The organism is Brucella gallinifaecis (assembly GCF_006476605.1).
Classification (GTDB): Bacteria; Pseudomonadota; Alphaproteobacteria; order Rhizobiales; family Rhizobiaceae; genus Brucella; species Brucella gallinifaecis.
In genome coordinates this window covers 150,636-177,477 of record NZ_ML636804.1, presented here as the reverse complement: position 1 = coordinate 177,477, position 26,842 = coordinate 150,636, and the positions used below count along the sequence as shown (strand labels likewise).

The window sequence follows — 26,842 nt, the reverse complement described above, 5'->3', positions numbered from 1 at the left end:
CGCTGGGGCAATTTGCGCTTTGCTCTGCGCAAGCAGTTCTGTCATACCGGCATCACAAATTAGAATATTCCTAAAAGGTTTGAAAATGCCTCCTTATCGTTCGCGTACTACCACCCACGGCCGCAATATGGCTGGCGCGCGCGGCCTTTGGCGCGCCACCGGCATGAAAGATGAGGATTTTGGCAAGCCAATCATTGCTGTGGTGAATTCATTCACGCAATTTGTGCCGGGTCATGTGCATCTCAAGGATCTTGGACAGCTGGTGGCACGCGAGATTGAAAAAGCCGGTGGCGTTGCCAAGGAATTCAATACCATTGCGGTCGATGACGGCATCGCCATGGGCCATGACGGCATGCTCTATTCGCTGCCATCGCGCGAACTCATCGCCGACTCGGTTGAATATATGGTCAATGCCCATTGTGCCGATGCGATGGTCTGCATTTCCAATTGCGACAAGATCACGCCCGGCATGTTGATGGCCTCGCTGCGCCTTAATATTCCGGTTATCTTTGTTTCCGGCGGACCGATGGAAGCTGGCAAGGTTGTCTGGGATGATCAGGTCAAGAAGCTTGATCTCGTGGACGCCATGGTTGCTGCTGCCGATGATCATTACACGGATGATCAGGTCAAGGCGATTGAACGATCCGCCTGCCCGACCTGCGGCTCATGTTCAGGCATGTTCACAGCAAACTCGATGAACTGCCTTACAGAAGCACTTGGCCTGTCGCTGCCCGGTAATGGCTCAACCCTTGCAACCCATCTCGACCGCAAGCGCCTGTTTGTTGAAGCCGGCCATCTGATTGTCGATCTGGCACGCCGCTATTACGAGCAGGATGATGACAGCGTGCTGCCACGTTCGATTGCGAGCTTCCCGGCCTTTGAAAATGCCATGACACTCGATATTGCCATGGGCGGATCGACCAATACGGTCCTGCATCTGCTTGCTGCCGCACAGGAAGCCGAAATTGACTTCACCATGGCGGATATTGACCGCCTGTCGCGCCGCGTGCCGGTTTTGTGCAAGGTCGCACCGGCAGTCGCCAATGTTCACATGGAAGATGTGCATCGTGCCGGTGGCATTATGGGCATTCTTGGCCAGCTCGAAAAAGCAGGGCTGATCAATACCGATCTGCCGACTGTTCATAGTGAAAGCATGGCCAAGGCGCTTGATCACTGGGATGTGATCCGTAGCAAGAGCGAGATGGTGCACAAGTTCTATTCCGCTGCTCCCGGCGGTGTGCCGACCCAGATTGCATTTTCTCAGGAACGCCGCTTTGACAGCGTCGATACTGACCGCGAAAAAGGTGTCATCCGCTCGAAAGAACATGCCTTCTCTCAGGATGGTGGTCTGGCCGTGCTTTACGGCAATCTCGCCGAAGATGGCTGCATCGTAAAGACAGCGGGCGTGGATGATTCAATCCTGAAATTCTCCGGCCCCGCCCGCATCTTTGAAAGTCAGGATACGGCAGTGCTTGGCATTCTTAACGGCAAGATCAAGGCTGGCGATATCGTGCTGATCCGCTATGAGGGTCCGCGCGGTGGTCCGGGCATGCAGGAAATGCTCTATCCGACCAGCTATCTGAAATCAAAAGGCTTGGGCAAAGCCTGTGCGCTGATCACGGATGGACGTTTCTCGGGCGGCTCTTCAGGCCTTTCGATTGGTCACGTTTCGCCGGAAGCAGCCGAAGGTGGCACGATCGGTCTGGTGCGTGAGGGCGATATTATCGACATTGATATTCCCAACCGCACCATCCATCTGGCTGTTGATGATGCAACGCTGGCAGAACGCCGCGCAGAGCAGGAAGCAGCAGGCTGGAAGCCTCAGGAACAGCGCAAGCGCAAGGTTTCCACGGCACTGAAAGCCTATGCATCCATGGCAACCAGTGCTGCCAAGGGTGCGGTTCGTAAATTGCCGGATTGATAATCTAAAAAGCCCCCATATGGGGGCTTTTTTCATTGTATAAACTTATTCCTGTAATGCCTTTGCCACGGCTGGCATCAGATCATTTTTCACAGACTCCGGCGTAAACGGTCCGACATGCTTGTAAACAATCTTCCCTGTCTCATCGACGAGGAAGGTTTCCGGCACGCCGTAGACGCCCCATTCAATGGCTGTACGCCCGGTCCGATCAGCACCGACTGCGGCGAACGGATTGCCGAGATCGCCCAAGAAGCGGCGAGCGTTTTCAGGCTGATCCTTGTAGTTGAGGCCAACCACGCGAATGCGCTCGTCCTTGGCAATTTCCATCAGCAGCGGATGCTCCTGACGGCATGGGACGCACCATGATCCCCAGACATTGACCAGCGTGAGCCGGCCTTTAAAATCTTCACTGTCAAGGCCCGGTACCGGCGCACCGTCCTGCACAAGACCTTCCACTGGTGGAAGATTGGTTGGCGGAGCTTGCCTGCCCAGCAAGGCTGACGGGATAGTCGTGTTGTCTTTGCCGGACAGAAGCTGCACCGCAAAGATTGCAGCAAGAGCAATGAAAATCATCAGCGGCAACAATGCCACCCAGGTTGCGCGTTTTTTGGTTGCTTCAGTCATTGGGCAGAACCGGATGCTTTGTCGGAACGGCGGCGCACACCCTGTACCTCAAGCCGTTTCAGCTCATTCTTCTGAATGCGCTGATCAATCAGAATCCAGCCAATGGTCATGGCCAGCACTGCTGCCGCAATCCCGTAAGACGTCATCACATAAGCGAAATGGCTCATCGTGCAGCCTCCCCTTGCGCATGAGAACACTCTTTTTTCAGGCGGCTGCGATCTGCATTGCGCAGAGCAAGTTTCTTCATCATGGCCACGCGGCGGCGCCAGATTTCATTGCGCATGGCCATCATGTGTAATGTCAGAAACAGCAATGTGAAACCAATCGCCATTACAAAAAGCGGACGTAGCATGGAGCCGTCAATCGTCGGGCCATCCATGCGGAAAACCGATGCTGGCTGGTGAAGCGTGTTCCACCAGTCAACCGAGAATTTGATAATCGGAATATTGATGAAGCCAACAAGCGTGAGCACGGCTACAGGCTTAGCGCTTTTTGCCGGATCATCCATGGCACGCGACAGGGCGATAATGCCAAGATACATCAGGAAAAGCACAAAAACCGATGTCAGCCGCGCGTCCCACACCCACCATGTTCCCCACATCGGCTTGCCCCAGAGCGAGCCGGTCGCAAGTGCCAGTGCCGTGAACACCGCACCCAAAGGCGCTGCAGCCCTGATTGAAACATCGGCCAGCGGATGTCGCCAGACCAGCGTGCCCAGCGCTGAGATTGCCATGATTGAGTAGCACATCATGGAAAGCCATGCGAAAGGCACATGGATATACATGATGCGCACTGTCAGTCCCTGCTGGTAATCATCAGGCGATACGAAAACCATATAAAGCCCTGCTGCGAGAAACAGCGCCGAGAGAATGGCAAGCCAGGGCAAAACCCGGCCCGCGAAACCAAGAAATCGCGTGGGGTTTGCAAGATCAAGCCAACTTGTGGTTTTCACAATGTCATTCGTCATAGTCTATACTTATACCTGAGGCGTTATGACGTTCAATTGACCGTAATCAACTGCGACACTCTGCCGAGAACAATATCACCTTATCACAGCGAAACCTGTTTAATCCGCCGATGTTTTAAGAGCAGCACTTGCTGCCAACGGCCCCAAAACTGCAAAGAACAAGGTGAGCGCACAAAGAATAAGGAATGGTGCAAAAAAAGGCGCCACGGCATCACTTGCACCATAAGAAGCCGACACACCGAAAATCAGCACTGGAATTGTGAGCGGCAGCACGATCACCGAGACCAGCAAACCACCGCGCGGCAGTGCAACAGCAAGAGCGGCTCCAACTGCACCGATAAAGGTGATTGCAGGCGTTCCAACCAGAAGTGTGAGTGTGGTCGCAGCCACAGCCGTCATATCCATATTCATGAACAGCCCCAGCAAAGGTGAAGCAATCACCAGCGGCAAAACACTTGCAACCCAATGGGCGAAGCATTTCACAAATACAGTAAAAGCCAGCATATGGCGATCCGCACCGATCAGCAACAAATCGAGCGAACCATCCTCACGATCCGCCTGAAACAGTCTGTCGAGGCCAAGAAGGGCCGCCAGCAAAGCACCGATCCACAGCATGGCCGGTCCAATACGTGACAATAGATTAAGATCAGGCCCGACGCCAAATGGCATCACCGAAATCACTGCCAGAAAGAACAATATGCCGATCAAAGCGCCTCCGCCAGCGCGGAAACTCAGGCGCAAATCTCGCAGAAACAGTGCAAGCATCACACATCCTCGGGCGAATATTGCGCCATGTCGAGCGTATGAACATTTTCGAGACCAAGCGGAATATGTGTTGCTGCAATCACCATTCCACCGTCGCGCATATGCTCACGCATAAGTTCTGCAAAACGCGCCTCAGATGCCCTGTCGAGCCCCGCAGTCGGCTCATCGACAATCCACAATGGGCGATAGCTGGTCAAAAGTCTGGCGATTGCAACACGGCGCTTCTGCCCGGTTGAAAGATAGCCGAAGGGCAGATGTTCAACACCCGGCAGATCAACAGCCTCCAGCGCCTCGCCAATATCATGTGCGGCTGCCCCATTGAACTTTTGCCAGAACAGAAGATTTTCACGCACGCTCAAGGCGGGTTTCATGGCATTCTGGTGGCCAAGATAATGACAGGCCGTACGAACGGGAAGGGTTGTTGCATCTTCAACCAGTGCAATCTGGCCCTCTTCAGGTGCAAGCAATCCGCAGATAATACGCAGCAAGGTTGATTTGCCCGAACCATTCGGACCTGTGACAATCAGCGCCTCGCCGGACGATAATGCAAATGAGAGCTTGGCAAAGATCGCCTCGCCTCCGCGTTCTCCCGCCAGGTTTTCGGCCGAAAGCCGCATATTCTCTCCTTGAGCCAAGCTTAAAAAAAACCGGGATGACGTAACATTTTGCCGCAAGGGTGCCGGTTCACAATAATCTGTCTGGAATCGTTTTAAGAAACAACCTATATCAGAGTTACCATGCCAGCGGTCGGTGTGGAAAGAAATTTTGGCCGATCTCAAACACTTGGCGCTTGTAAAGGCTTCAGTTTTCGGGACGGACAGCGGAAATGACTGCACCCGCACCTTGGCGCGTCCTTGAAACGCAAGCCTAGGCGTTCGTCCTGGTTTTCCGGCCAGCAGCATGAGGACGAACTAAAGTGTCTAACATTGATAGTTTCAAAAGCCGCAAAACGCTTACCGTCAACGGTAAGGACTATATCTATTACAGTCTGACAGAAGCCGAAAAAAACGGCTTGACGGGCATTTCCAAACTTCCATTTTCCATGAAGGTTCTGCTTGAGAACCTGCTGCGCTTTGAAGATGACCGATCTGTCAAGAAATCGGATATCGAAGCCGTTGCCGCATGGCTCACAGATCGCGGCTCTGCCGGTGCAGAAATTGCTTATCGTCCTGCCCGCGTGCTCATGCAGGATTTTACCGGCGTTCCGGCCGTTGTTGACCTTGCAGCCATGCGCGATGGTCTCAAGGCCCTTGGTGGCGACCCGGAAAAGATCAATCCGCTGGTTCCTGTGGATCTTGTTATCGACCATTCAGTCATCGTCGATGAATTTGGCAACCCCAATGCGTTCAAAGCCAATGTGGACCTCGAATACAAGCGCAATGGCGAACGTTATCGCTTCCTGAAATGGGGCCAGCAGGCGTTCAAGAACTTCCGTGTTGTTCCTCCGGGCACCGGCATCTGCCATCAGGTGAACCTCGAATATCTGGCACAGGCCGTATGGACGAAGGAAGAAGACGGTGTGATCGTCGCTTATCCTGATACCTGCGTCGGCACCGATTCCCACACAACAATGGTCAATGGCCTTGGCGTTCTTGGCTGGGGTGTTGGTGGTATTGAAGCGGAAGCCGCAATGCTCGGCCAGCCTGTTTCAATGCTGCTGCCGGAAGTTATCGGTTTCCGCCTGACCGGCAAGCTCAAGGAAGGTGTGACCGCAACCGATCTCGTGCTCACCGTCACACAGATGCTGCGCAAGAAGGGCGTTGTTGGCAAATTTGTCGAGTTCTTTGGGTCGGGCCTGGAAAATATGACGCTGGCTGATCGCGCGACGATTGCCAATATGGGCCCGGAATATGGCGCAACTTGCGGCTTTTTCCCAATCGACAAAGAAACGCTCAACTATATGAACACGACTGGCCGGGACGAGGACCGTCTTGCGCTCGTGGAAGCCTATTCGCGTGCACAGGGCATGTGGCGTGAATCCGGTTCGGAAGATCCGGTTTTCACCGATGTTCTTGAGCTGGACATGGGCGAAGTTGTGCCATCAATGGCAGGTCCAAAGCGCCCTGAGGGCCGTATTGCTCTGGAGAATATCGGATCGGGCTTCGCATCGGCGCTTGAAACCGAATATAAGAAGACCACAGGCCAGACCACGCGATACCCTGTTGAAGGCGAAGACTATGATCTTGGTCATGGCGATGTGGTGATTGCCGCTATCACGTCGTGCACCAATACATCCAATCCGAGCGTTCTGATTGCTGCCGGTCTTCTGGCCCGCAATGCTGTTGCCAAGGGTCTCAAAACCAAACCATGGGTCAAGACATCGCTGGCTCCCGGCTCTCAGGTGGTTGCAGCCTATCTTGAATCGGCTGGTCTTCAGAAAGATCTTGATGCACTTGGTTTTAATCTTGTTGGTTTTGGCTGCACGACCTGTATCGGCAATTCTGGCCCATTGCCTGCTCCGATCTCAAAGACAATCAATGAAAAAGGCCTGATTGCAGCGACTGTTTTGTCCGGCAACCGTAACTTTGAAGGCCGCGTTTCACCCGATGTTCAGGCCAACTATCTGGCTTCACCTCCACTGGTTGTGGCGCATGCATTGGCCGGAACTGTCACCAAGGATCTGACCAAGGAACCACTTGGCGAAGACAAGGACGGCAATCCGGTATTCCTGCGCGATATCTGGCCTTCATCGGCTGAAATTCAGGATTTCATCGCCAAAAATGTAACCCGCAAGGTCTTCTCGGAGAAATATGCGGATGTATTTAAAGGCGACGAAAACTGGCAGGCCGTTCAGGTTCCTGCTGGCCAGACCTATGCATGGGACGATAACTCGACCTATGTGCAGAACCCGCCTTACTTCGTGGGCATGGGCAAGTCGGCAGGTCAAATCGCAGACGTCAAGGGTGCACGTATTTTGGGCCTCTTCGGAGACAAGATCACCACCGACCATATTTCACCTGCCGGTTCCATCAAGGCACAGTCGCCGGCCGGGCAATATCTTATCGACCATGGTGTCGGCATTGCCGATTTCAACCAGTATGGTACGCGCCGCGGCAATCATGAAGTGATGATGCGTGGCACTTTCGCGAATATCCGTATTCGCAATTTCATGCTGGGCGAAAACGGTCGCGAAGGCGGCTACACCATTCACTATCCTTCAAAGGAAGAAACCTCGATCTATGATGCTGCCATGCAATATAAGGCCGAGGGTATTCCGCTCGTCATCTTTGCCGGTGTGGAATATGGCAATGGTTCGTCGCGTGACTGGGCTGCCAAGGGCACCAACCTGCTTGGGGTGAAGGCCGTGATTGCCCAGTCATTCGAGCGTATTCACCGTTCCAACCTCGTCGGCATGGGCATTGTACCATTTGTGTTTGAAGAAGGTACGAGCTGGCAGACACTGGGCCTGAAGGGGGACGAAATCATCACCATTGAAGGTCTCGCCGATATTCGCCCGCGCCAGAAGGTCGATGCTTCGATCACATTCGCCGATGGGACTGTGAAGAAGGTTCCACTGATCTGCCGTATCGATACGCTGGACGAACTGGACTATATGAAAAACGGTGGCATTTTGCAGACTGTTCTGCGCGATCTCGCTGCTTAAGCAACAAAAATTGTAAAATGAAAAAGCCGCCGGAGAAATCCTGCGGCTTTTTTGCCTATAGACTGGCAGAGTGAGATAAAGGAAACACTGGCAATGCAAAGATTGTGATGAAACTCACTGCAAAGTGACTTCCTATTGATCGTCACAGTTCCTACATAATAAAGGTACAAATCAATTATTTATGCATTGCGCTATGCAAAACGTTTTGCCCGTTTTGCTAAAAATTTTCGATTGCAGGATGAAACAAACGTGAGCTTCCACTCTCCATTCAATGGAACCAATACATGGCTATCGGGTGAATATGCACCCGGTTTACGCTGTATTTGTACTGCTGTGGGACTGGCCTTCACCGGATGTTTTACAATGCAGGGCGTTGCGAAAGCGCAGGACAACAGTACGCGTACATCAGTGCTTGAACTTTACACCAGTCAGGGCTGCAAATCCTGCCCGCAGGCTGACAAGAACCTGGCATCCTATGCGGATGATCCAAATATTCTGGCACTGTCATTTCACGTCAATTACTGGGATTATATGGGCTGGCGCGATACGCTTGCCACTCAGGACAATACCGATCGTCAGAATGCCTATCGCAACTCATTCAATGCCAAGATGGTTTATACACCGCAGGCAATCGTCAATGGCGCTACTGAGATGAACGGCAATGATGCTGAAACCGTCAAAAACCATCTCACTGAAAACAAGCTCAACATTCCTGTTTCTATCACCAGAGAAAATGACGGGCGCCTTTCGATTGAGATTGCAGCCGGTCACAAGCCGGACAAGCCTGTGCATGTCGTGATGTTTTATCTGCGTGATTCAGTGACAATTCCGATCAGCAAGGGCGAGAATGCAGGCCAGTCAGTCACTTATCGCAACACGGTAACAGATATCAATACGATCGGCATGTGGGACGGCGATGCCCTGAAAATCGAACTGCCTGCCTCCGAACTTACCCGCAAGGATGTGAGCGGTTGTGCTGTCATTTTGCAGGAAAGCAACGGTAATAAATCACTGGGCAAGATTTATGGCGCGGCCATATTTAAGCCACAGGCTCAACTGGGTCTCTAGAGCGCGTTTCGATCTGAGTGAATCAGATCGGCGCTCTAAATATTTGTTTTAACGCGCATCTTAGTCCGAAAACCGTTTCACACTTTTCGGGATGCGCTCTAAACCCATTGCGCACTGCTTCAGCGCGCATCATGCAAGATTCTGGTTCATCTCTTCGCTAAGGCCGCTTTTCTTTCGCGCCATGCGATAGCATTTCCTGCTGATGCAAAAGCAGCAGAAACTATCCTGTAATTTCGGAAAATATTGCCTGTTCCTGAGCGGCTGAACCATCAAGAGTTGGTTCGGTTCGGGCAGTCCTTTGGGCGGGGGGCTTGGGGTCGGACATACCCGAACCGAACCGTCTCAGGCAACGCGTGGATGCTGACGTCATAATCTGGCTGGATTGCGAATTTGACAAGGCCAAAATGTGGCCGGCGATCACCATTAAGAACAGCTGTTCTCTTTTCGTGAACGACTAATATGCAACTAATTGGGATGTATTTTATATAGACCAATCTAGGCGGGAGTTCCAGCACTCAAACACAACCTTGCAAAAATTTAATAAAAGCATCACCATGTACCCATGAAGCAGGATGATCGCCGCTTGCTCTGTTTGCTGCACAATTCATTCTGCCCAGTCTGCCCATTCTGCCCAGCCTGCCCAGTCTGTAATGAAAGAAAGAACATGGATATTCCAAGTGCTGCAAATGAAGATAAATCATCTCATGCACCGGCGGCGTCCAAAGTAATCCCTCTGGGGCAATCACGCCCAATGGCAGCCACTGTCAGTTTCGACAGGCACGAACTTGGTAAAATCCTCAATATTTATGGCCGGATGGTCGCAACCGGCGCATGGCGCGATTATGCAATCGATCACCTTGCCGACAGAGCAATCTTTTCAATCTTTCGCCGCTCCAGCGAAGTGCCACTATTTCGTGTCGAGAAAAAACCGAAACTTGCTCAGAAACAAGGCGCTTATTCTGTCATTGCCGCAAGCGGCCTGATTATGAAGCGTGGAAATGAACTTGAACGTGTGCTCCGTGTTTTTGATAAAAGTCTCAAGCTGGTCGACAGCTAAAATGCGTATTCTGCAAGGATTTTTATAAAAAAACCGGCGCAGGATTGGATCATCCTGCGCCGGTTGAAAGAAATTGCTTTATTTAAGTTTTAAAGCATTCCCTGTGCATTTACCACTTCACGCGGAAGCCAACATTTCCAGTGACCGAATAGTTGTCACCAAAGTTCTGAAGGCTGGAAGCAACGGATGCCTTGCCGAACACCGAATAGGTGTCATTCGCCCATGAGTAGTTGGCGGTTGCGCCAATCTCACCCCATGTCTTTTCAATCGTGCCGCTGGCAACACGAATATCAGACACGGTTATATAGTTCGAACCGCTCTTCAGTTCCTGATAGATATTGGCAAGTCCACCAACATTCAGGCGCGTGGTCGTGCCATCCGTATCAATCCAGCTCGTGGCATAATCCGCTGCAAATCCGATCCGGCCTGTCAGCGTCTGGCTATCAGGAGTGTTAACAAAAGCATTAAACACATCACGATAATCATCCGTGTTGAGCGAAGACCAGATCAGTTGTGCCTGGGGTGTCAGCGTCCAGCGGTCATTCAGAGCAAAGGCCTGTCCTGCCTCAAGGCTCAGCGCATAGCCAAAGCTCTTGACGCCCGATGCAATCTGCTCGTTGAGAAGCGCAGACTCCATATCCGACTTGTACCAGCTCACCTTACCCTGACCATCAAGATAGAAGCCGTTCTCGCCATACCAGGTCAGTGCACCACCAAAGCCATAACCATTGACCTTGACCTTGCCATTGCCAACCCGTGACCACACGTCGATGTTGCTGCGTGTATAATCAAGCCACATGCTACCAAACAGCGATCCGCTGGCATTATCCATCAGCTGACCATCAAGACCGGCCTGCAAGCGCCAGTCATGGCTGCCATAGGTGCTGTCTGTTGCATTGCCATTCGGGGTTAAGAAGCTGTAACCACCCGTGACCTGACCCCAGAAGAATTTTGAGCGCAGGATCTCATCATCATTCTGGTCATCATTCTGGTCAGAGCCAGAGTCGGCTCCTGTTCCCGCACCGCGTGCCTTCATACGCGAACCAAACGAAGCAAAGCCGCCACGGTTCAAAGAAGACAGAGCACTGGATGCACCACCATATACGCCAACACCAACCTGATATTCAGGCTTTGGCTCAGGATTGGGGCCGGGGTTATAATCCTTCATCTGGCTGCGCAGATAGTAATTGCCATCAGGAGTGTTCACACCACCCTTTTCAAGCGTATAGGCATAAGCTCCACCAACAACAGCCTGTTCACCGCGATAGTTGACATAATCGCCATTCAGCGTGAACACGCCATCCGACTGACCGCCAACGGAGATCACTTCAACGCCATTGACCGTCTGGTCGCCCCAGCCGCCACGATTGACAACCGTGACTTCCGTTGTGCCAGACGTATTGCCGGCAATCACCAGCCGGTCGCCCTTGGTGGTATCATCAGCCAGTTCTTCGTGCAGGATCAGCTTGCCGCCATCGCTCGAATAATTGCCCTTGACCGTCAGCGTGCCAAAGTTTGCATCCGTACCCGGTGAGACGATCCCCTGATTGTGAAGGTCATTCATCGAGCCAGAACCAGACAGAATGCCTTCATTGACGACATTGCTGGTGATGGAGCCTTCACGACCATGGTCATTGCCAAGCTGAAGCTCGGCACCCGACTTGATCAGCGTATCACCAGTATAGCTGTTATCGCCCGACAAAAGCTGCTTGCCCTTCTCAACGATAAACCCACCGGAGCCATTAATCCCGCTACCTGCAAACTCGCTGCCATCACCATCGGTAATCACAAGAGTCTTGGCACCAAGATCAACTTCGCCATTCTCTCCACCACGAAGATGTGCGATGCGGATTTCATCAAGGTCGCTGTCTTTTATATCGAATTTGCCATTCGACGTGACGCCCTTGCCTTCGCTGATATCACCATCACCTTCAAGTGCAAGCGTATTGCCCTCGTCAATGATATATTCACCATTGAGTTTTTGCTTCTTGTCGATAACAGCCGTGCCGCCGCCTTTCAGCTCAAGCTCACCCTTACCTTCAAGTTCATTGACGGTGTAGCGGTCCGAACGGTCATAGATCAGCGTACCCGCAACTGCGATTTCACCCTGAACACTGCCCTTCGTGCCACCATCACCGATGATCAGCGTAGCGCCTTCATCAATGCCGGTGCCGCCCGTATAGGTGTTCTCACCCGTCAGACGCTTCTGACCTTTCTTGAGGTTAACATGACCATCATCACCGGCAATGATACCGGCATAGGTATCATCCTTGGAATCGGTGATGTTGAGTGTCTTGTCACCGATACGGACTGTACTGCCTTCCTTACCATCAAGGCTCTGGACATCCACATTCAGGCCATTAGCGCCGGTCACATCCAGCACAGCACCGCTTTCAATCTTGACCCGATGCGACTCCTTGATGCTGCCATTGCCGGCGAGGATCAATTCACCCGCAGTAATATCAGTCTCACCCGTGTAGAACTGCTCATTCGTCAATGTGGTCTTGCCGGTTCCTGACTGTGTCAGACCGCCTTTGCCTTCAAAAGTGCCATCAAGGGTGAGATCATTGGAACGGTTGATCACAAGACGGCTGTCATCATTGACCAGATCGACATCACCGATGATGCTGCCTGTTGTACCGCCATTGCCGATCTGTACAGTGCCATGATCAATGGTGGTTCCATGGGCATAGGTGTTCTCACCTGTCAGGATCAGCGTATTGCTGTTTTCCTTGACCAGAGTGCCCGTACCGCTGATCACCTTGTCAACTGTGATATCGTCAGAACGGTTATAGACCAGACGTGCTTCATGACTATCATTGGTGCCGACAACAATGTCGCCTGCAACGCTGCCGGTTGTACCGCCATTGCCAATCTGCAAAGTGCCGTTCTCGACATTGGTAACACCGCTATAAGTGTTATCACCTGTCAGGATCAGAGTGCCATAATCGGTCTTGGTAAAACCATGCGAACCCTGAAGTTCTGAAGCAATCGTCGTGGTTATGCTACCACCGGCAACGGTGCCATCACCAACACGGATAATCGGTGCATCAGCGCCATTATCCAGTTCAAGCGCCCCACCCGTGACATCATAGCCATCAACTGCAAACTGCATGCCGGTCGTTTTTACCTGACCATACTCATTGTCGATTTTGACCGTGCCGCCTGTAGCGGAGAAGATGGAAAACTTCGTTTCATCCCAGAGATTTGCGATGTTACCTTCTGCATTTGTCCAGTTGGTATTATTCCCATCCCATGTACCGCTACCACCATTGAGCGTACCAAGATGCAAGGTACTGCCATTCCAGAAAGCCGTTGTGGCACCGACATCATTATTGATGGACACCTGATGCGCTGTCGTTGCCACCAGAGCAAGATCACTTGCATTCATACCGGCAGGTATTGTGCCAAAAGTAACATCTGTTGTAATTGTTGCAGCATTCGTCAATGTGCCGGCATAATCTGCAACGCGGTAAAGGCCACGGCCAAAACCGCCCAGCGATGACACATTCATCGTGCCTTTCAGGGTCAGATCGCCACCGACATCAAACAGCGCCCGTTCACTCGCGGATCCCAAAGAAAGATTGATGATAGTTCCAGCGTCAGTGACAAGGTTGCCATCAATGCGCAGGGCTGTACCTTGTACACCTACAAGCGTACCGCCAGCCTCGATAGAAGTATTACCAATAATGCGGCCTATACCAGCAAGCTCACCTGTCGCACCAACCGTCACAGTTGAAGCACCCAGCACACCGTCAATTGTTGTGGTGCCATTGAGCTGGGCTATGCCTGTGAAAGCACTGCTGTCACCTGCCAGTGTAAGACCACCGGGACTGTCGACCTTCAGCGTACCAGTACCTGACAGGCTGTCATTATAGACTTCGATATTGGAATGGTTGAATTCCAGTGTCGCGCCATTGGCAATCGAAGCATTGCCGGAGATCAGACCTTCGATACCGCCATTGCCGACAGCCAAAGTGCCTTCACTGACCGTCAGGCCACCCAATACATTGTGCTCATTGGTGAAAACGAGCTTGCCTGCACCTGATTTGGTGAATCCAGTAGCACCCGTGATGGCTTTTGTTGCCGTAATCTCGGCACCAGCATCAACACGAATGCCAGAACCCGTGCCATCAACAACAAGATCATGATCGAGTGTGAAGCTCGATGTGCCTTCAAGTGTACCGCCAGCCAAGGTGATAGTGCCCGATACATCGCCAAGACCATCAGCCGTTGCAACAGAAAGCACACCATCTTCAATACGCCATGGGGTGATTGCCGGTGTCTCGCCCGCAAGGGTCCATTTGCTGGTGCCACTCTTGGTCAGGCTCGAAAAGCCCGCATAAATGCCGGTGCCGACATCAAGAGTTGAATCATCCGCGCCGCCAATGGCAAGCACTGCATTCTTCACGCCCGACTGAACATTGACCTTGCCCTGAATATCCGAGCCAACACGCAGTTCAAGCGTTGCATTATCACCGACAATCTCAATCGCACCGGTATGTAAAGCAGCATCAGCGCCATAAGACACGCCAGCCTTCACAACACCTGCATTGACCACATAGGCATCATGGCCCAGACGAATGCCAGCGCCGGCATTAGCGCCAATATCTGCAGTCCCCCCTTCACCACCATCACCGCCAATGACGGTGCCAAAGTTTTCAAAACGAGAACCAACACCAACGATAGCAACACCGTCGCCGCCGCCGCCGCCGCCGCCCAAGCCGTCGCCGGCACCGCCGGCGCCGCCGGCACCGCCGCGAATAGTCGCGCCTGACACATTGGTCAACTGGCCATTCACCAGAGCACCAGCGCCGCCGCCGCTGCCGCCGCCGCCGCCGCCGCCCAAGCCGTCGCCGGCACCGTCGCCGCCCTTGCCGCCACTAATTTCCAATCCAGACTGTGTAGTTTGTGTCACTTTCTCTTCGAGAAATAGTCCGGCACCGCCGCCGCCGCCGCCGCCACCGCCGACGCGATTGGCGGCGGCGCCGGTGCCGTCACTGCCAACACTGCCGCCGGCACCGCCGGCGCCGCCTCCAATCGCGCCGGCGGCACCGCCGGCACCGCCGCCGGCGGCAGTGCCGGCACCGCCGTCGGCGGCAGTGCCGGCACCGGCACCGCCGCCGCCGCCGCCGCCGCCGTTGCCATTAAAAGGCTCACCCCCCTCCCCTCCCTTTCCTGTAGTATCACCTGCTGCACCCTTACCTCCATAGCCATTACCTGCCCCCCCAGAGCCACCCAATCGGCCTGAACCTTTTTTACCCTGCGCACCCGGTGTTCCCTTCAAATCCTCAGCCTTTACCTGATTGGTATTGGCGAGAATGAGTGGTGTGGCAGCGGTTGCTGCCACCATCGCAGCCCAAAGCGCTGCGGCTACAAGCCTGCTGCCATTGTTCAGCGCTGATGATGCGGCGAGGGTGCGCATAGTACGGTTGAGCGCTTTTCCAGCCTTGGTCTCTGCGGACATGGCCTGATTGCCGGAATGATTATCATTGTTAAATGCACTCATAAATATTCTCCTACCTGTAAAAATTTTCATTTTGTGAATTGTAAAAAAGTATCAAGGAGATCACCCGGTTCCCTTCAGAAACCGGCGCAACCCCTTTGAAAGATTTTCCTGAAATTGCCGGTATCATTAACCAGCCAGGCTCCAGGGCCAGATGTTTCCGCCCTTAATTTCACTATAAGTGAAAATACTGTTCTGCCGCTTGCGCCAACGGCCACGGGCCGCCGCCCAGCAAAGCAGCTACAAACAGAATTTTCCCAGAGATGGAGGGGATTCCAATAGCGGGATTGCCCCCCCTCCCATGCCCTTACCCTGTGAGGGACCAATGCAAACTTTTCAAAACAAGTTTCCGAAAAGAAAGTTCTGCTGTTGAAAATATAGACTGAATATCGCCTGAAATATTCCCCCGCCATCCACTGGATGCATCGCAAAACACGATACCATCCTCTCGACCGGCACTCTATTGGTGAACAATCGTTCCCAATTGGTGACAAAAGATTTGTCACTCTTTCTTCGAGCAAAAGCCTCATAAGCAATTTACCCACCCCGCAAAACAGCAACTCTAAAGCGAAGATCGCACTAGAGAAGTACTTACTGATATAAACCAATGTTACAGTATTGCTAATTTTGTAACATTTATACGCTCAATGGGGGAAGCCGCTTTTTATGTCAAGATCGAAGTTCTGAACAATGCCTGAGTGGGCTGAAAATGGAGGCTAATTTGTAATTTCGTTGCATTCTTGCAACGTTTTATCCCCCTTTTCGCAGAAGGGGAGAGCAATCAGATGGCTAAAATTATCTCATAAATGTGCGTCCTGGTTCTGTGCGAACCATATTTTTTCAGCAAAGAAACGCTCTTCATTATCTATCATATCAGCATAAATTGCTGTGGTATTCCAATGGGAATGGCCTAGCCAGCGTTGCACAAGATTTAATGGCGCACCAGACTGAAGGGCGGCGACAGCAAAGCCGTGACGCAATCCCTTTGGGCTGGCGCAGTCTCCTTTTATGTTGGCTTTTTTCATCACATTGCAAACATATCTGTAGCCTGTCATGCGACTCCAGTTCCACAGCCTTCCATGTCCCTCTACATTGCCGTTATTGTTATTTGCATAACTGCTGATAAGTGCCAAAAGGGTCGCATCCGACACTGGTACTCTGCGGAACGTACCGGCACGGCGCTTCTTAAGCGTTTCGATGGAAACCATTTTTTCTGCAACATCTATATGCTCACGTCGCAGGTTTAATGCCTCCGATATACGACAGCCAGTTTCGGCAAGAAGCCTACAGAAAGTGTATATTTCAAGCTTCATCTCCTTGGATTTATTCAGGAATTGTTCTCTCTCGGCTTGAGTCAGGTATTTCCTTTGACCTTTATCAGTAATAACTGAAAAATACATTTTCTATTCACTTTATTTGTTTGAAATTACTAATTTTTACGTGATTTAGAGGATGTAGAAATGCACCACTTGCTGTTACAAAATCAGCAATATTGTAACAGCACACATAAGTAATTGTAATTACTGCATTTTATTGACAAGTAATCAGTCGTTTATCCTGATTTTTGAATTTTTTTGCGAAAACAAAGAACAATCTTAAGTTGTTTTTCGGTTTATTTCCGCAGTTACGAATATTGCCCACTAATTTTAAATAGCACGTTTGCATAGCCGTCATATTGACGACAGTCTGTCTTCAAAAATGAAACAGTCATTGAAAATTTGTCGAACTTGCGTGAACAATCAATTTGTTAATTCAATTTAAAGACAACCGATCACAATCCAATCATTATCGTTCACATTTTCGTGTGCTCTATAACCGGCCCATACCTCTGGAGCAACAGAAAGGTTGCTCTCACAGTTCACATCTGTTCATGCTCATTGTAAAATTTCTTGAAAATGACAAATGATACGATGAACGGCCATTTCGCCAATATTCATCTTAAATTAGGTATTGACTGTATTTTTCTATAATTCCATAATAATTATGGAATGAATATATAATAGAATTTACTAAAAAACAATTTAAGGAAATATTATATATTTTATCTCATGCATTCATACTTATCAGGGGATATGGAATGAATCTTTTCGGGAAGCGGAAATATTTAAACAAGCATGAAAGGGAAGCATTCCTAGAAGAAGCAAAGAAAAATGAAATCAGTTCATATCTATTTTGCAGAATCTTACACGAGACCGGCATAAGAATATCTGAATGTTTGAACATTAAACCGATTAATATAGATTTTACTGAAAATAATTTATATATTGAAAGCTTAAAGAAGAGAAAAAAAGGCGTATTCAGAAGAATACCATTGTCTGATGTAACAATTCTTTTGTTCAAGAAATATATTCAGGACGCCCGAATTCCCAAAAATCAGCCCCTATGGGACTGCTCCAGAATGACAGCCTACCGGATTGTCAATCGTATCATGCTCAAAGCGGGCATTTCAGCAGATCAAGCTTCGCCCAAAGCCCTGCGCCACGCTTTTGCCGTCAGCGCCATTGAAGCGGGTATACCAATATCTCTCATCCAAAAATGGCTCGGACATGTGGATTTGAAAACAACCTCAATCTACACTGATCTAGTTGGGCATGAGGAACGTTCCCAAGCCAGCCGTTTGTGGAGCGTTGAGAGGAAGGACACTATATTCCCTGACAGTTCGTCGATCGAGTTAAAACACGGAATATCACCCGTTCAACCAGCGTCAGAATATATCAATTACGCAAACACAACACTCATAACGATCAGTGGCAGTGGCAGCGACACTCGCTCCGGGATTATTGAAACACAGACAATAGCCCCTTTGACCCGCTATGTTCATGACAACGAAGAGCCACAAAAACCAGCGCGGACGGTGAAGACAGCTGAGAAGATCAGCCCTCCTGTAGCCGACCGGATTGCCATAGAAATTTATATAAACAAGAACCTGTTGGATCCTGACTTGAATATTTCCTTGATCAGCCAGCAATTCAACTTGTCTAAATCGGCAATTCATCGAATGTTTAAGCAAGATGAAGGTCTGGCAAGCTTTATTACCAAGAAACGCCTGTCCATCGCCTTCAGATGGCTCTCCGCCCCTTCTCAACCGCATCAAATGGATTTGGAAACGATAGCATGCAATCTAGGCTTTTCATCGCAGAGAAGCTTTTCTGATGCCTTCTTTATCCATTTTGGGTACCATCCGTCAAAGATGAGACGATACGCTCCTGCATTAAGAAACGTGAAGCTTGAAGCAAGCGCACATCTATAAAATCAAGTTTTAGGCGTGCTCATTTTAAAGCATGATCCGATCTTCGTTTAATGAGGATCGATAAGATTATGCTTAAGGTAGAAAGAGTTAGAGCGCCAATTTGATTCAATCAGATCGAAACGCGCTCTAAATGACTTCAATGATTATAACCTGGCCGCAATAAAAAATCCCTGCCAAGAGAACTTGACAGGGATTGTTTTTCATTAGCCTTGATCAGACCTATCAGTCACGGTTGCCCATGAACTGAAGCAGGAACATGAACATGTTGATGAAGTCGAGGTAGAGACGCAACGCGCCCATAACAACCTTGCGGCCCTGACTATCAGCAGAATCGCCTTCAAAATACATTTCCTTGATCGACTGCGTGTCATAAGCGGTCAGACCGGCAAAGATCAGAACGCCAATCACCGAGATTGCAAACTGCAGCGCGGTGGAGCCAAGGAAGATGTTGACGACAGATGCGATGATCAGACCAAACAGTCCCATCATCAGGAACGAACCCATCGCCGACAGATCACGCTTGGTTGTGTAACCATAAAGCGACAATGCGCCGAATGATGCAGCTGTCACGAAGAATGTGCGAACGATGCTCTGTCCTGTGAAGACCAGAAAGATCGACGACAGCGACAGACCAACGAGAGCAGCATAGCCCCAGAACACAGCATTTGCTGTGCCGACTGAGAGACGCTCAATGCGAAAGCTCAGGAAGAATACGGCTGCGAGCGGCGCAAGCATAACCACCCAGCGCAGCGGAGATGTGTAAAGGGCTGCACCAAGTGCAGTAAGCATCTTGCCGTTAGACATTTGTGCAACAGCAGCGGACGGATCCGTTGTTGTTGCCAATGATGCAACAGCCAAAGCAGCAAGGCCGGTAACAACCAGACCAATTGCCATCATGTTATAGACACCCAGCATATAGCTGCGCAGACCCTGATCGATGTCGGCACCAACCCGAGCGCCACCTACCGGCCTCTGCTGTGCCTGAATATTACGAAAGTCAGCCATGACTTAAATCCTCTTGCCTTGTTCCGTCCGGTGTCGGGGGCAGGCTCATTCCGAGCCACTCCCAGGCGCCGCTGGCGGAACCCCAGCATGCCTGTGTTTTATTATGGTGATTTTAGTGCTCTCACACAAGTAGCAGCTGCAAAAAATCGTGATGAAGCGGCTTGAAATTCAAATCGCTTTCCCCATGGGAACCAAGAACTTAGACCTATTCCCGCATCAAGATTACAAATATGTCATATGGTTCGCAATACGGTTGCAGGCTTCTGACCCAGTACCCGCCATGTGCCAGCGAGGCCGAATCCGACTGTCAATATGAGGGCAACACCAACAGTCAGCAAAGCTACATCGGGTAGAAACTGAGCTTTCAGCTTCATCACTTCCACCACCACATACCAGCCGGCAACGCCACCCGCAATAAGCGCAAACAATGCTGTAGCAAGCCCCAGAAGCATATATTCAACAATATAGGCTGTGATCAATATACGCCGCGTGGCACCCAGTGTTTTCAGTACAACCGCATCATGAACACGGGCACGATTGCCAGCCGCCAGAGCGCCGCCGAGCACGAGAACAGAAGCAGCAAGGGCGATCGATGCAGCGGCGCGAATTGCCGTTGCAAGCTGGCTGATCAGATTATTCGCCACATCAAGCGCATCAGTCACGCTGACAGTTGTAACGGCTGGCCATGTTTTTGTGACCTGCCGCAAAACATCGGGCGCCAGATTTTTCTGACCGTCAGGAATGGTCAAGGTTGCAAGCCAGGTGGCAGGAGCGCCGGCAAACGTGTTGGGCGAAAACACCATGACGAAATTCATCGCCAGCGTTTCCCATTGCAACTGCCGGAAACTCGCAATCTTCGCATTGATCGTGCGGCCAAGCACATTGACTGTCACCATATCGCCAAGCTTGAGGCCCAGTTCCTTGCCTTCACGCTCTGCGAAAGAAACAAGCGGCTCGCCAGTATAATTTTCCGGCCACCATTCGCCCTCGGTCAAAGTTGAATTTTCAGGAACCTTGTCGGCAAAAGTAATGCCGCGATCACCGCGCAGCACCCATGCAGCCTCTGGCGGAATGGTCATATCGCGCACATTGGTGCCATTGAAAGCAACAATACGTCCACGCAGCATCGGCCCGGAAGTGAGTTTCCCGTCCGGGACAATGCCACTCACAAGCTTTGTGAAATCGCCAATGTCATTGTTCTGGATATCGACAAAGAAGAAATCCGGGGCCTGTGCCGGAATATTTTCGCTCACCTGACGCCGCAAATTGCCGTCGATCAAGGCAATCGCCACCATCAATGTCAGACCAAGGCCAAGAGAGAGCACCACGGATGGCGTCAATGCGCCCGGGCGATATATATTGCCAACCGCAAGCCGCACAGCAGTTGAGCGTGTGCGCGGCGCACGACGCGCCAACCAGCGAATACCATCAGCCACAAGCCGAAGAACTCCAAAGGCAGCAATGGATGCCACAATGAATATGGCTGCGATGCGCCGGTCATAGGCGACATAAAGTGCAAGAGCGGCCAAAGCTGCAATCAGCAGAACCGCAAGCGCGAGATAGGGAAAGGATGGCAGACCGCGTTGTTCAAAACCCTGTTCGCGAAACAAGGCGGTTGCAGGAATATTGCGCGCACGACCCAGCGGAATAACAGCAAAAGCCAATGTTGTTATCAGGCCGAACACGGCTGCAAGCGCCAGCGCATCGGAGAAAAACCCGCCGCTGCCTGCAACTGGCAGATAATTGGCAAGGGCCATGGCAGCAGCAAAGGGAATGATTGCAGCCAGTATAAGCCCAATAGCAATGCCGATAAGTCCAATGACAATGATCTGTACCAGATAGACCAGCACAGCAAAACGCGCAGGAGCGCCCAGAGATTTAAACGTCGCAATCACGCCGCGCTTGCCATCCAGATAGGCGCGTACGGCATTGGCTACCCCCACGCCTCCGACGATCAGGGCAGTCAAGCCAACCAGTGTAAGAAATTGCGAAAAACGTTCAATATTGGCACTCAGCGCCGGTGCTGCATTATTGCGCGAGCGGATATTCCAGCCTGCATCGGGGAAGTCTTTCGTTGCGTTTTCACGCATTTGCAAAATTGCAGAATCAGAAGCATCGCCCGGCAAGGCCACCTTGTAAATATGATCAACGAGGCTTCCCGGTTGAATGAGGCCAGAGGCACGAAGTCCATCCATCGAGACCAGAAAACGCGGTGCAAAATTAAAGCCCGATGAAAGAAGATCCGGCTCGTTTTCGATCAGTGCCCGTAATTCAAATGTTTGCGAACCAAGCAGAAGTCTGGTCCCGAGCGCAACGCCCATACGGTTGAGAAAATCCTGGCTGACAGCAGCACCATAGGCGCCATTATGCTGTTTTGTCATTTCTTCAAACGAAAGCGCAGGCGCTACTTTCAGTTCACCATAAAGCGGATAGGCAGAATCAACGGCCTTCACTTCAACCAGCGACTGATCAGACCCATCCGGCAAACGCGCCATCGAGCGCATTGTGGCACTTTCAGCCACCCTGCCCTGCTTTTCAATAAAAGCGCGTTCATCCGCACTTGCCTCGCGCTGATTAAGTGCAAAACTGACATCACCACCAAGAATGCTCTGGCCTTCCGCGACAATCCCGGTACTGACCGAACGCGCAACAGAATTGACGCCGCCAATGGCTGCAACACCCAGCGCAATACAGGCCAGAAAGATATAAAACCCGGATAGTCCACCGCGCATTTCGCGCAGTGCAAAACGCAAAGCGAGAGAAAACGATCTTGCAAAACTCATGCGCTTGCCGCCGCTGTTTCAAGCGCAGGTTCTTCAATGCGGCCTGAGCGCACCGGAATTTCCTGATCGCACCGAGCGGCAAGCGATGGATCATGGGTGACAAGCACCATGGTCAGACCATTTTCGCGCTGTTTGGAAAACAGAAGATCGGCGATCTGGCGCCCCGTGGCTGTATCAAGATTGCCTGTTGGCTCATCGGCAATCAGAATTTTCGGACTTGGCGCAAGCGCACGGGCAATTGCCACACGCTGCTGCTCACCACCTGAAAGTTCTGACGGGTAATGGGTCAGGCGTTGGCCAAGGCCCACGGCACGCAGTTCCCGCTCGGCCACTTCAAAAGCATCCCTGCGGCCTGCAAGTTCCAGTGGCACAGCGACATTTTCCAGCGCTGTCATATTCGGAATAAGATGGAAAGACTGAAACACAATACCGATATTGGCGCCGCGAAAGGCTGCGGCCTGATCCTCGCTCATTTCGCTGATGGTTTCGCCAGCGATCTTGACCATGCCCTGATCGATATTTTCAAGACCGGCAAGCACCATCAAAAGCGTGGATTTGCCCGAACCCGATGGCCCGACAATACCAACAGAACGACCTTTTGCAATTGAAAGCGAAATAGCTTTGAGCACATGGACAGATGATGCTGCATGTCCCAGCGTCAGATGAACATTCTCAAGCTCAATGATCGGGTCGGAAATTGAGCTATGATTTAGCGAGGTCACCTGTTCCGTCACGCGTTTTTCTTCCTATATGAATATTCAAGAGCCAAAGCGCGTCACAAAAATGAACTTGTTTGGCGCAACAAGGAATCATGTAGGTGCATAGATCACCAATTAGCTAGATATGGGTTGCTTAAAATGCGTTTCAAACACTCGATCACGGTTTGGTTATCGATTTTTGCCGTAGCTGCGTCTTTTATTGTGACATCTGCACGTGCACAGGAAGAGCCAACGGGGCTTGAAGATGCATTGCCAACCGAGCAGCTTGCGCAGGTAAAGATTGTTGGCTTTGGCGACAGCCTGATGGCGGGCTATCTTCTGCCTTCCCATGCCGCCTTCCCGCAGCAGCTTGAAAAAGCGCTTGATAACAAGGACTATGATGTCAGCATTGAGAATGCCGGCGTGTCGGGCGACACCACCACCGGCGGGCTTGCACGCATCGACTGGTCGATCCCCGATGGTACTGATCTGGTTATTCTGGAACTCGGAGCCAATGACGCGCTGCGCGGTATTTCACCAGATATTACCGAGAAGAACCTCGATGAAATGCTCTCGCGACTAAAAACACGCGGCATATCTGTCATTCTTGCCGGAATGATAGCCCCGCCCAATATGGGCAAGGATTATGCCGACAGGTTCAACCCGATCTATCCAAAGCTTGCCCAGAAATATGGTGTAGCGCTTTATCCGTTTTTTCTCGATGGTGTTGCAGCACAAAAAGAGCTTTTGCTTGAAGACGGCATGCATCCCAATGAAAAGGGTGTGGAAATGATAGTGAGCAATTTCATGCCAACAATCGAGAAAACCCTGAAAACGCAACAAAAGACGGGGACATCAGGCGGCTGACACAATCGAAAGGCATAAACAGCTTGCCCATGGCCAAGAAGAATGATTCGCTATGAGCTGCATCGCTGATGAAAAGAGATTCGTTTTTCTGATGATCGATGCACAGGCACTCTAACGCAGAGCGTCCTCCCGTGGTTTACCACATGACGCTCTGGCGCAGAACGGTTCGAGGAGGATGCTTTATGCCGCGTCTCTTTACTGCCCTCGAAATCCCGCGTGATGCCGCGCTTTCGCTCTCGTTATTACGAGGCGGACTTCCCGGTGCACGCTGGATTGATGTCGAAAACTACCACATAACCTTGCGTTTTATCGGAGATGTGGAAGGCCATGTGGCCGACGAGGTAGCCAATGCGCTTGATCGCATAAGGCGTCCTGAATTCATGCTCAATCTGTCCGGTGTTGATGCTTTCGGTTCCAAGAAACCGCACAGCATCTATGCAGGCGTATCTCCCTCGCCTGAACTCAACGCTTTGCAGGCAGAAATCGAACGCATCTGCCAGCGCCTTCGCATTCCCGCCGATCCGCGCAAATTCACCCCCCATGTGACTTTGGCGCGGTTGAGAAATCCACGCATCGAAGATGTCGTGCAATACCTCTCATCGCGCGGCAACTTCTCGACAATGCCGTTCAAGGTAGGCCGTTTCGTGCTGATGTCATCACGCGATTCTGTCGGCGGCGGCCCCTATATTGTCGAAGAAGCCTGGCCTTTGATGCCTCAATCACGCCAGAACTGGTCGGCCAGCGCTTTTGCGGAAGCCAGAACCATCCGGTAAACCTGTTCAAAATCCCCGATCTTGCCATAATAGGGATCGGGGATTTCAACGGCTGTGCCTTGAGCAATCTCGGTGAACAATCCGATCCGGGCAGTTGCGTTGGCAGGCTTACGCTGGCTGATCATCCGCATATTATAGCGGTCCATCCCCAGAATCAGATCAAAACGGGTAAAGTCACTGGCAATGAGCTGGCGGCAAGCCTGTGAAGAAATATCAAGGCCGTAGCGTGCTGCAACGCGAATTGAGCGTTCATCTGGCTCTTCGCCGGTATGATAGCCATTGGTGCCTGCTGAATCGATCAGCACATGATCAATGCGCCGTTCAGCCAGAACCTGTCCCATCACACCTTCAGCAAGTGGAGAGCGACAAATATTGCCTGCACAGACAAACAGAATACTGGTTGGGGCTGATTGGATCACGGAACTCTCGCAGCGATGACAAGTTATGAGATGAACTGCAACATAGGCAGAATGTGATGATACGCAACAGGCTAGCAGAACCATGCCAGGGTCAGACAGCTTGAAAATTGCTGAAAACACCCCCATCTTATTGTCGTCACAGCCCTTCATCTGGCTGACTGGAGTTTGATTGATTATGGATCGCACCAAGATTGATGATATCCTTGAACCCGGAAACGAACGCGATTATCAAAAACGCAGCGAGCGGGTGAAACAGGGTTTCTGGAAGACTGCACGCCGTGCCGGTCGCATGGTTCCGTTCATGGATGAAATTGTGGCAGCGTATTATTGTGCGCTCGATGAAAAAACACCGATGCGCGTTCGCATGACGCTGATGGCAGCTTTGGCCTATTTCGTTCTGCCTTTTGACTTTGTTCCAGACATGCTGGTGGGCATTGGCTTTACCGACGATTTTGCAGTGCTGATGGCAGCACTTACTGCCGTGCGCGCGCATATAACGCCCGCACACAGAATTGCGGCACGTGATGCGTTACGCAATGAGGGCGAAGCCGCCTGAGCGTTCACAGATTTATTATCACTTAACAAGCCTATGATCCTGCCTCAGACCAGCAGGACAAACTCTTGCCGCTTTCTTTTGGATGAAGTTAGGATCCTGACCCTAACAACGGGATCGTGGGGTTTTACCTGCTCGTTCAAGTTTTCTTTCAAAACTTCACCGTTTGGTAACCCAGATTAAGGCACATTAAGGGTCATCAAACGGGGCGGCGTGTTGAACGACGACATCCCGATATTCGACTTTGAAGCAAACGAAAGAGAACCGGTAAAAGACCATGCTTGGAAAATCGATCGTCGCGGCTTCGGTGTTTACAATTGCAATGGCGGGTTCTGCACTCGCACAGACACCGACCCAGATTAAGCAGTTCGACGCCTGGGGCGCATATAGCTACCAGTCAGGTAATGGCAAGGTTTGCTATGTCCTGTCTGTTCCGACACAAAAAGCCCCCGCCAATGTCGATCATGGCGACAACTTCTTTATCGTGAGCCAGAAGCCGGGACAGAATATCACCTTTGAACCGCAATTTATGGCAGGTTATGAGCTGAACACCAATGCGAATGCCAAGGTGGTTGTTACCATTGGCAATCGCAGCTTCAACATGTTCGTCAATGGTAAATCCGGCTGGATGGAAAATGCCGCTGAAGAACCACAGCTGGTCGCAGCCATGCGTGCTGGCTCAGACATGAAGGTGCAGGCACAATCCAAACGCGGCACCAAGACCAGCTATACTTATTCGCTCAAGGGCATTTCGGCAGCACTCGCAGCCATTCAGAAATGCAAATAAGCCAGTCGGTTCCAAGTGAATTCTCAAGCCGGGGCGATGCTCCGGCTTTTCTTTTTTGATCCTGCATCGCGGCTCATGCATATCTGCCACGAAACACAGCAGGATGACGGATCAAATATTGTGTGCTATGAGCGCGCTTAACAAGGGTCGCATTTCAAATGAAGGCCCCCATATATCCATGTATCGACAGAATTA

20 protein-coding genes are annotated in these 26,842 nt (G+C 51.2%); 9 read left to right on the top strand and 11 right to left on the bottom strand.

The genetic code is table 11. The features are described from left to right. The first annotated feature begins 85 nt into the window (after nt 1–85). Nucleotides 86–1,921 carry a dihydroxy-acid dehydratase gene (ilvD, locus tag FHY56_RS09190; RefSeq protein WP_140904865.1) on the top strand — a complete coding sequence of 612 codons (1,836 nt, stop codon included), beginning with the start codon at nt 86–88 and terminating at the stop codon, nt 1,919–1,921. A gap of 45 nt (nt 1,922–1,966) precedes the next feature. Here ilvD and FHY56_RS09185 read toward each other — a convergent pair whose 3' ends face one another. From FHY56_RS09185 to ccmA, 5 genes are all read right to left on the bottom strand, one after another. Then, nucleotides 1,967–2,545, bottom strand: a complete 579-nt coding sequence (locus tag FHY56_RS09185; protein ID WP_140904864.1) for a DsbE family thiol:disulfide interchange protein — start codon at nt 2,543–2,545, stop codon at nt 1,967–1,969. Then, on the bottom strand, nt 2,542–2,712 hold the full coding sequence (gene ccmD / locus FHY56_RS09180) for a heme exporter protein CcmD (RefSeq protein ID WP_140904863.1): 171 nt from the start codon (nt 2,710–2,712) through the stop codon (nt 2,542–2,544). The genes FHY56_RS09185 and ccmD overlap by 4 nt, the downstream gene beginning before the upstream one ends. Continuing rightward, nucleotides 2,709–3,512, bottom strand: a complete 804-nt coding sequence (locus FHY56_RS09175; protein WP_140904862.1) for a heme ABC transporter permease — start codon at nt 3,510–3,512, stop codon at nt 2,709–2,711. The genes ccmD and FHY56_RS09175 overlap by 4 nt, the downstream gene beginning before the upstream one ends. Before the next feature lie 99 nt (nt 3,513–3,611). Beyond that, a complete protein-coding gene (gene ccmB / locus FHY56_RS09170; protein WP_140904861.1) occupies nt 3,612–4,277 on the bottom strand; it encodes a heme exporter protein CcmB in 666 nt (221 codons plus the stop codon). Next, entirely contained in the window at nt 4,277–4,894 is a 618-nt protein-coding gene (gene ccmA, locus FHY56_RS09165; RefSeq protein WP_140904860.1) for a heme ABC exporter ATP-binding protein CcmA, read from the bottom strand. Before ccmA ends, ccmB begins: the two co-directional genes overlap by 1 nt. A 299-nt stretch (nt 4,895–5,193) precedes the next feature. Here ccmA and acnA point away from each other — a divergent pair, with 299 nt between their 5' ends. The 3 genes from acnA to FHY56_RS09150 all read left to right on the top strand — a co-directional run bounded on the left by acnA (nt 5,194) and on the right by FHY56_RS09150 (nt 10,006). Further along, nucleotides 5,194–7,881 (top strand): aconitate hydratase AcnA, encoded by a 2,688-nt coding sequence (gene acnA / locus FHY56_RS09160; protein WP_140904859.1) that lies wholly within the window; start codon nt 5,194–5,196, stop codon nt 7,879–7,881. Nucleotides 7,882–8,214: 333 nt separating this feature from the next. After that, entirely contained in the window at nt 8,215–8,949 is a 735-nt protein-coding gene (locus FHY56_RS09155) for a DUF1223 domain-containing protein (protein ID WP_140905030.1), read from the top strand. A gap of 664 nt (nt 8,950–9,613) precedes the next feature. Next, on the top strand, nt 9,614–10,006 hold the full coding sequence (locus FHY56_RS09150) for a DUF2794 domain-containing protein (protein ID WP_140904858.1): 393 nt from the start codon (nt 9,614–9,616) through the stop codon (nt 10,004–10,006). Nucleotides 10,007–10,115: 109 nt separating this feature from the next. On the opposite strand, the gene FHY56_RS09145 is transcribed toward FHY56_RS09150, so the two are convergent. Together FHY56_RS09145 and FHY56_RS09140 are read right to left on the bottom strand one after the other, a co-directional pair. Then, the gene (locus FHY56_RS09145; RefSeq protein ID WP_140904857.1) at nt 10,116–15,515 is read right to left on the bottom strand and encodes an autotransporter outer membrane beta-barrel domain-containing protein; all 5,400 of its coding nucleotides are present in this window, start codon (nt 15,513–15,515) and stop codon (nt 10,116–10,118) included. A 797-nt stretch (nt 15,516–16,312) separates the two neighbouring features. After that, on the bottom strand, nt 16,313–16,912 hold the full coding sequence (locus FHY56_RS09140) for a tyrosine-type recombinase/integrase (protein WP_140904856.1): 600 nt from the start codon (nt 16,910–16,912) through the stop codon (nt 16,313–16,315). Between the two features lie 677 nt (nt 16,913–17,589). Between FHY56_RS09140 and FHY56_RS09135 the strand changes: the two genes are divergently transcribed. After that, nucleotides 17,590–18,762 carry a tyrosine-type recombinase/integrase gene (locus FHY56_RS09135; RefSeq protein WP_140904855.1) on the top strand — a complete coding sequence of 391 codons (1,173 nt, stop codon included), beginning with the start codon at nt 17,590–17,592 and terminating at the stop codon, nt 18,760–18,762. A gap of 222 nt (nt 18,763–18,984) precedes the next feature. Here FHY56_RS09135 and FHY56_RS09130 read toward each other — a convergent pair whose 3' ends face one another. The 3 genes from FHY56_RS09130 to FHY56_RS09120 all read right to left on the bottom strand — a co-directional run bounded on the left by FHY56_RS09130 (nt 18,985) and on the right by FHY56_RS09120 (nt 23,248). Continuing rightward, on the bottom strand, nt 18,985–19,767 hold the full coding sequence (locus tag FHY56_RS09130; RefSeq protein WP_140904854.1) for a Bax inhibitor-1/YccA family protein: 783 nt from the start codon (nt 19,765–19,767) through the stop codon (nt 18,985–18,987). 233 nt (nt 19,768–20,000) lie between these two features. After that, nucleotides 20,001–22,550 (bottom strand): ABC transporter permease, encoded by a 2,550-nt coding sequence (locus FHY56_RS09125; RefSeq protein ID WP_140904853.1) that lies wholly within the window; start codon nt 22,548–22,550, stop codon nt 20,001–20,003. Further along, complete coding sequence (locus FHY56_RS09120; RefSeq protein ID WP_140905029.1) at nt 22,547–23,248, bottom strand: ABC transporter ATP-binding protein; 702 nt, start codon at nt 23,246–23,248, stop codon at nt 22,547–22,549. The genes FHY56_RS09125 and FHY56_RS09120 overlap by 4 nt, the downstream gene beginning before the upstream one ends. A gap of 159 nt (nt 23,249–23,407) precedes the next feature. On the opposite strand from FHY56_RS09120, the gene FHY56_RS09115 reads away from it, so the two are divergent. Next, nucleotides 23,408–24,115, top strand: a complete 708-nt coding sequence (locus tag FHY56_RS09115; RefSeq protein WP_140904852.1) for an arylesterase — start codon at nt 23,408–23,410, stop codon at nt 24,113–24,115. Between the two features lie 182 nt (nt 24,116–24,297). Continuing rightward, on the top strand, nt 24,298–24,888 hold the full coding sequence (gene thpR / locus FHY56_RS09110; RefSeq protein ID WP_140904851.1) for an RNA 2',3'-cyclic phosphodiesterase: 591 nt from the start codon (nt 24,298–24,300) through the stop codon (nt 24,886–24,888). Here the strand turns inward: thpR and FHY56_RS09105 are convergent. Next, nucleotides 24,831–25,307, bottom strand: a complete 477-nt coding sequence (locus FHY56_RS09105) for a low molecular weight protein-tyrosine-phosphatase (RefSeq protein WP_235889459.1) — start codon at nt 25,305–25,307, stop codon at nt 24,831–24,833. The genes thpR and FHY56_RS09105 overlap by 58 nt on opposite strands. A 175-nt stretch (nt 25,308–25,482) precedes the next feature. On the opposite strand from FHY56_RS09105, the gene FHY56_RS09100 reads away from it, so the two are divergent. Together FHY56_RS09100 and FHY56_RS09095 are read left to right on the top strand one after the other, a co-directional pair. After that, nucleotides 25,483–25,863 carry a YkvA family protein gene (locus FHY56_RS09100; protein WP_140904850.1) on the top strand — a complete coding sequence of 127 codons (381 nt, stop codon included), beginning with the start codon at nt 25,483–25,485 and terminating at the stop codon, nt 25,861–25,863. 274 nt (nt 25,864–26,137) lie between these two features. After that, nucleotides 26,138–26,647: an invasion associated locus B family protein gene (locus FHY56_RS09095; protein WP_140904849.1), complete on the top strand. Its 510-nt coding sequence runs from the start codon at nt 26,138–26,140 to the stop codon at nt 26,645–26,647. Nucleotides 26,648–26,842: the final 195 nt, after the last annotated feature.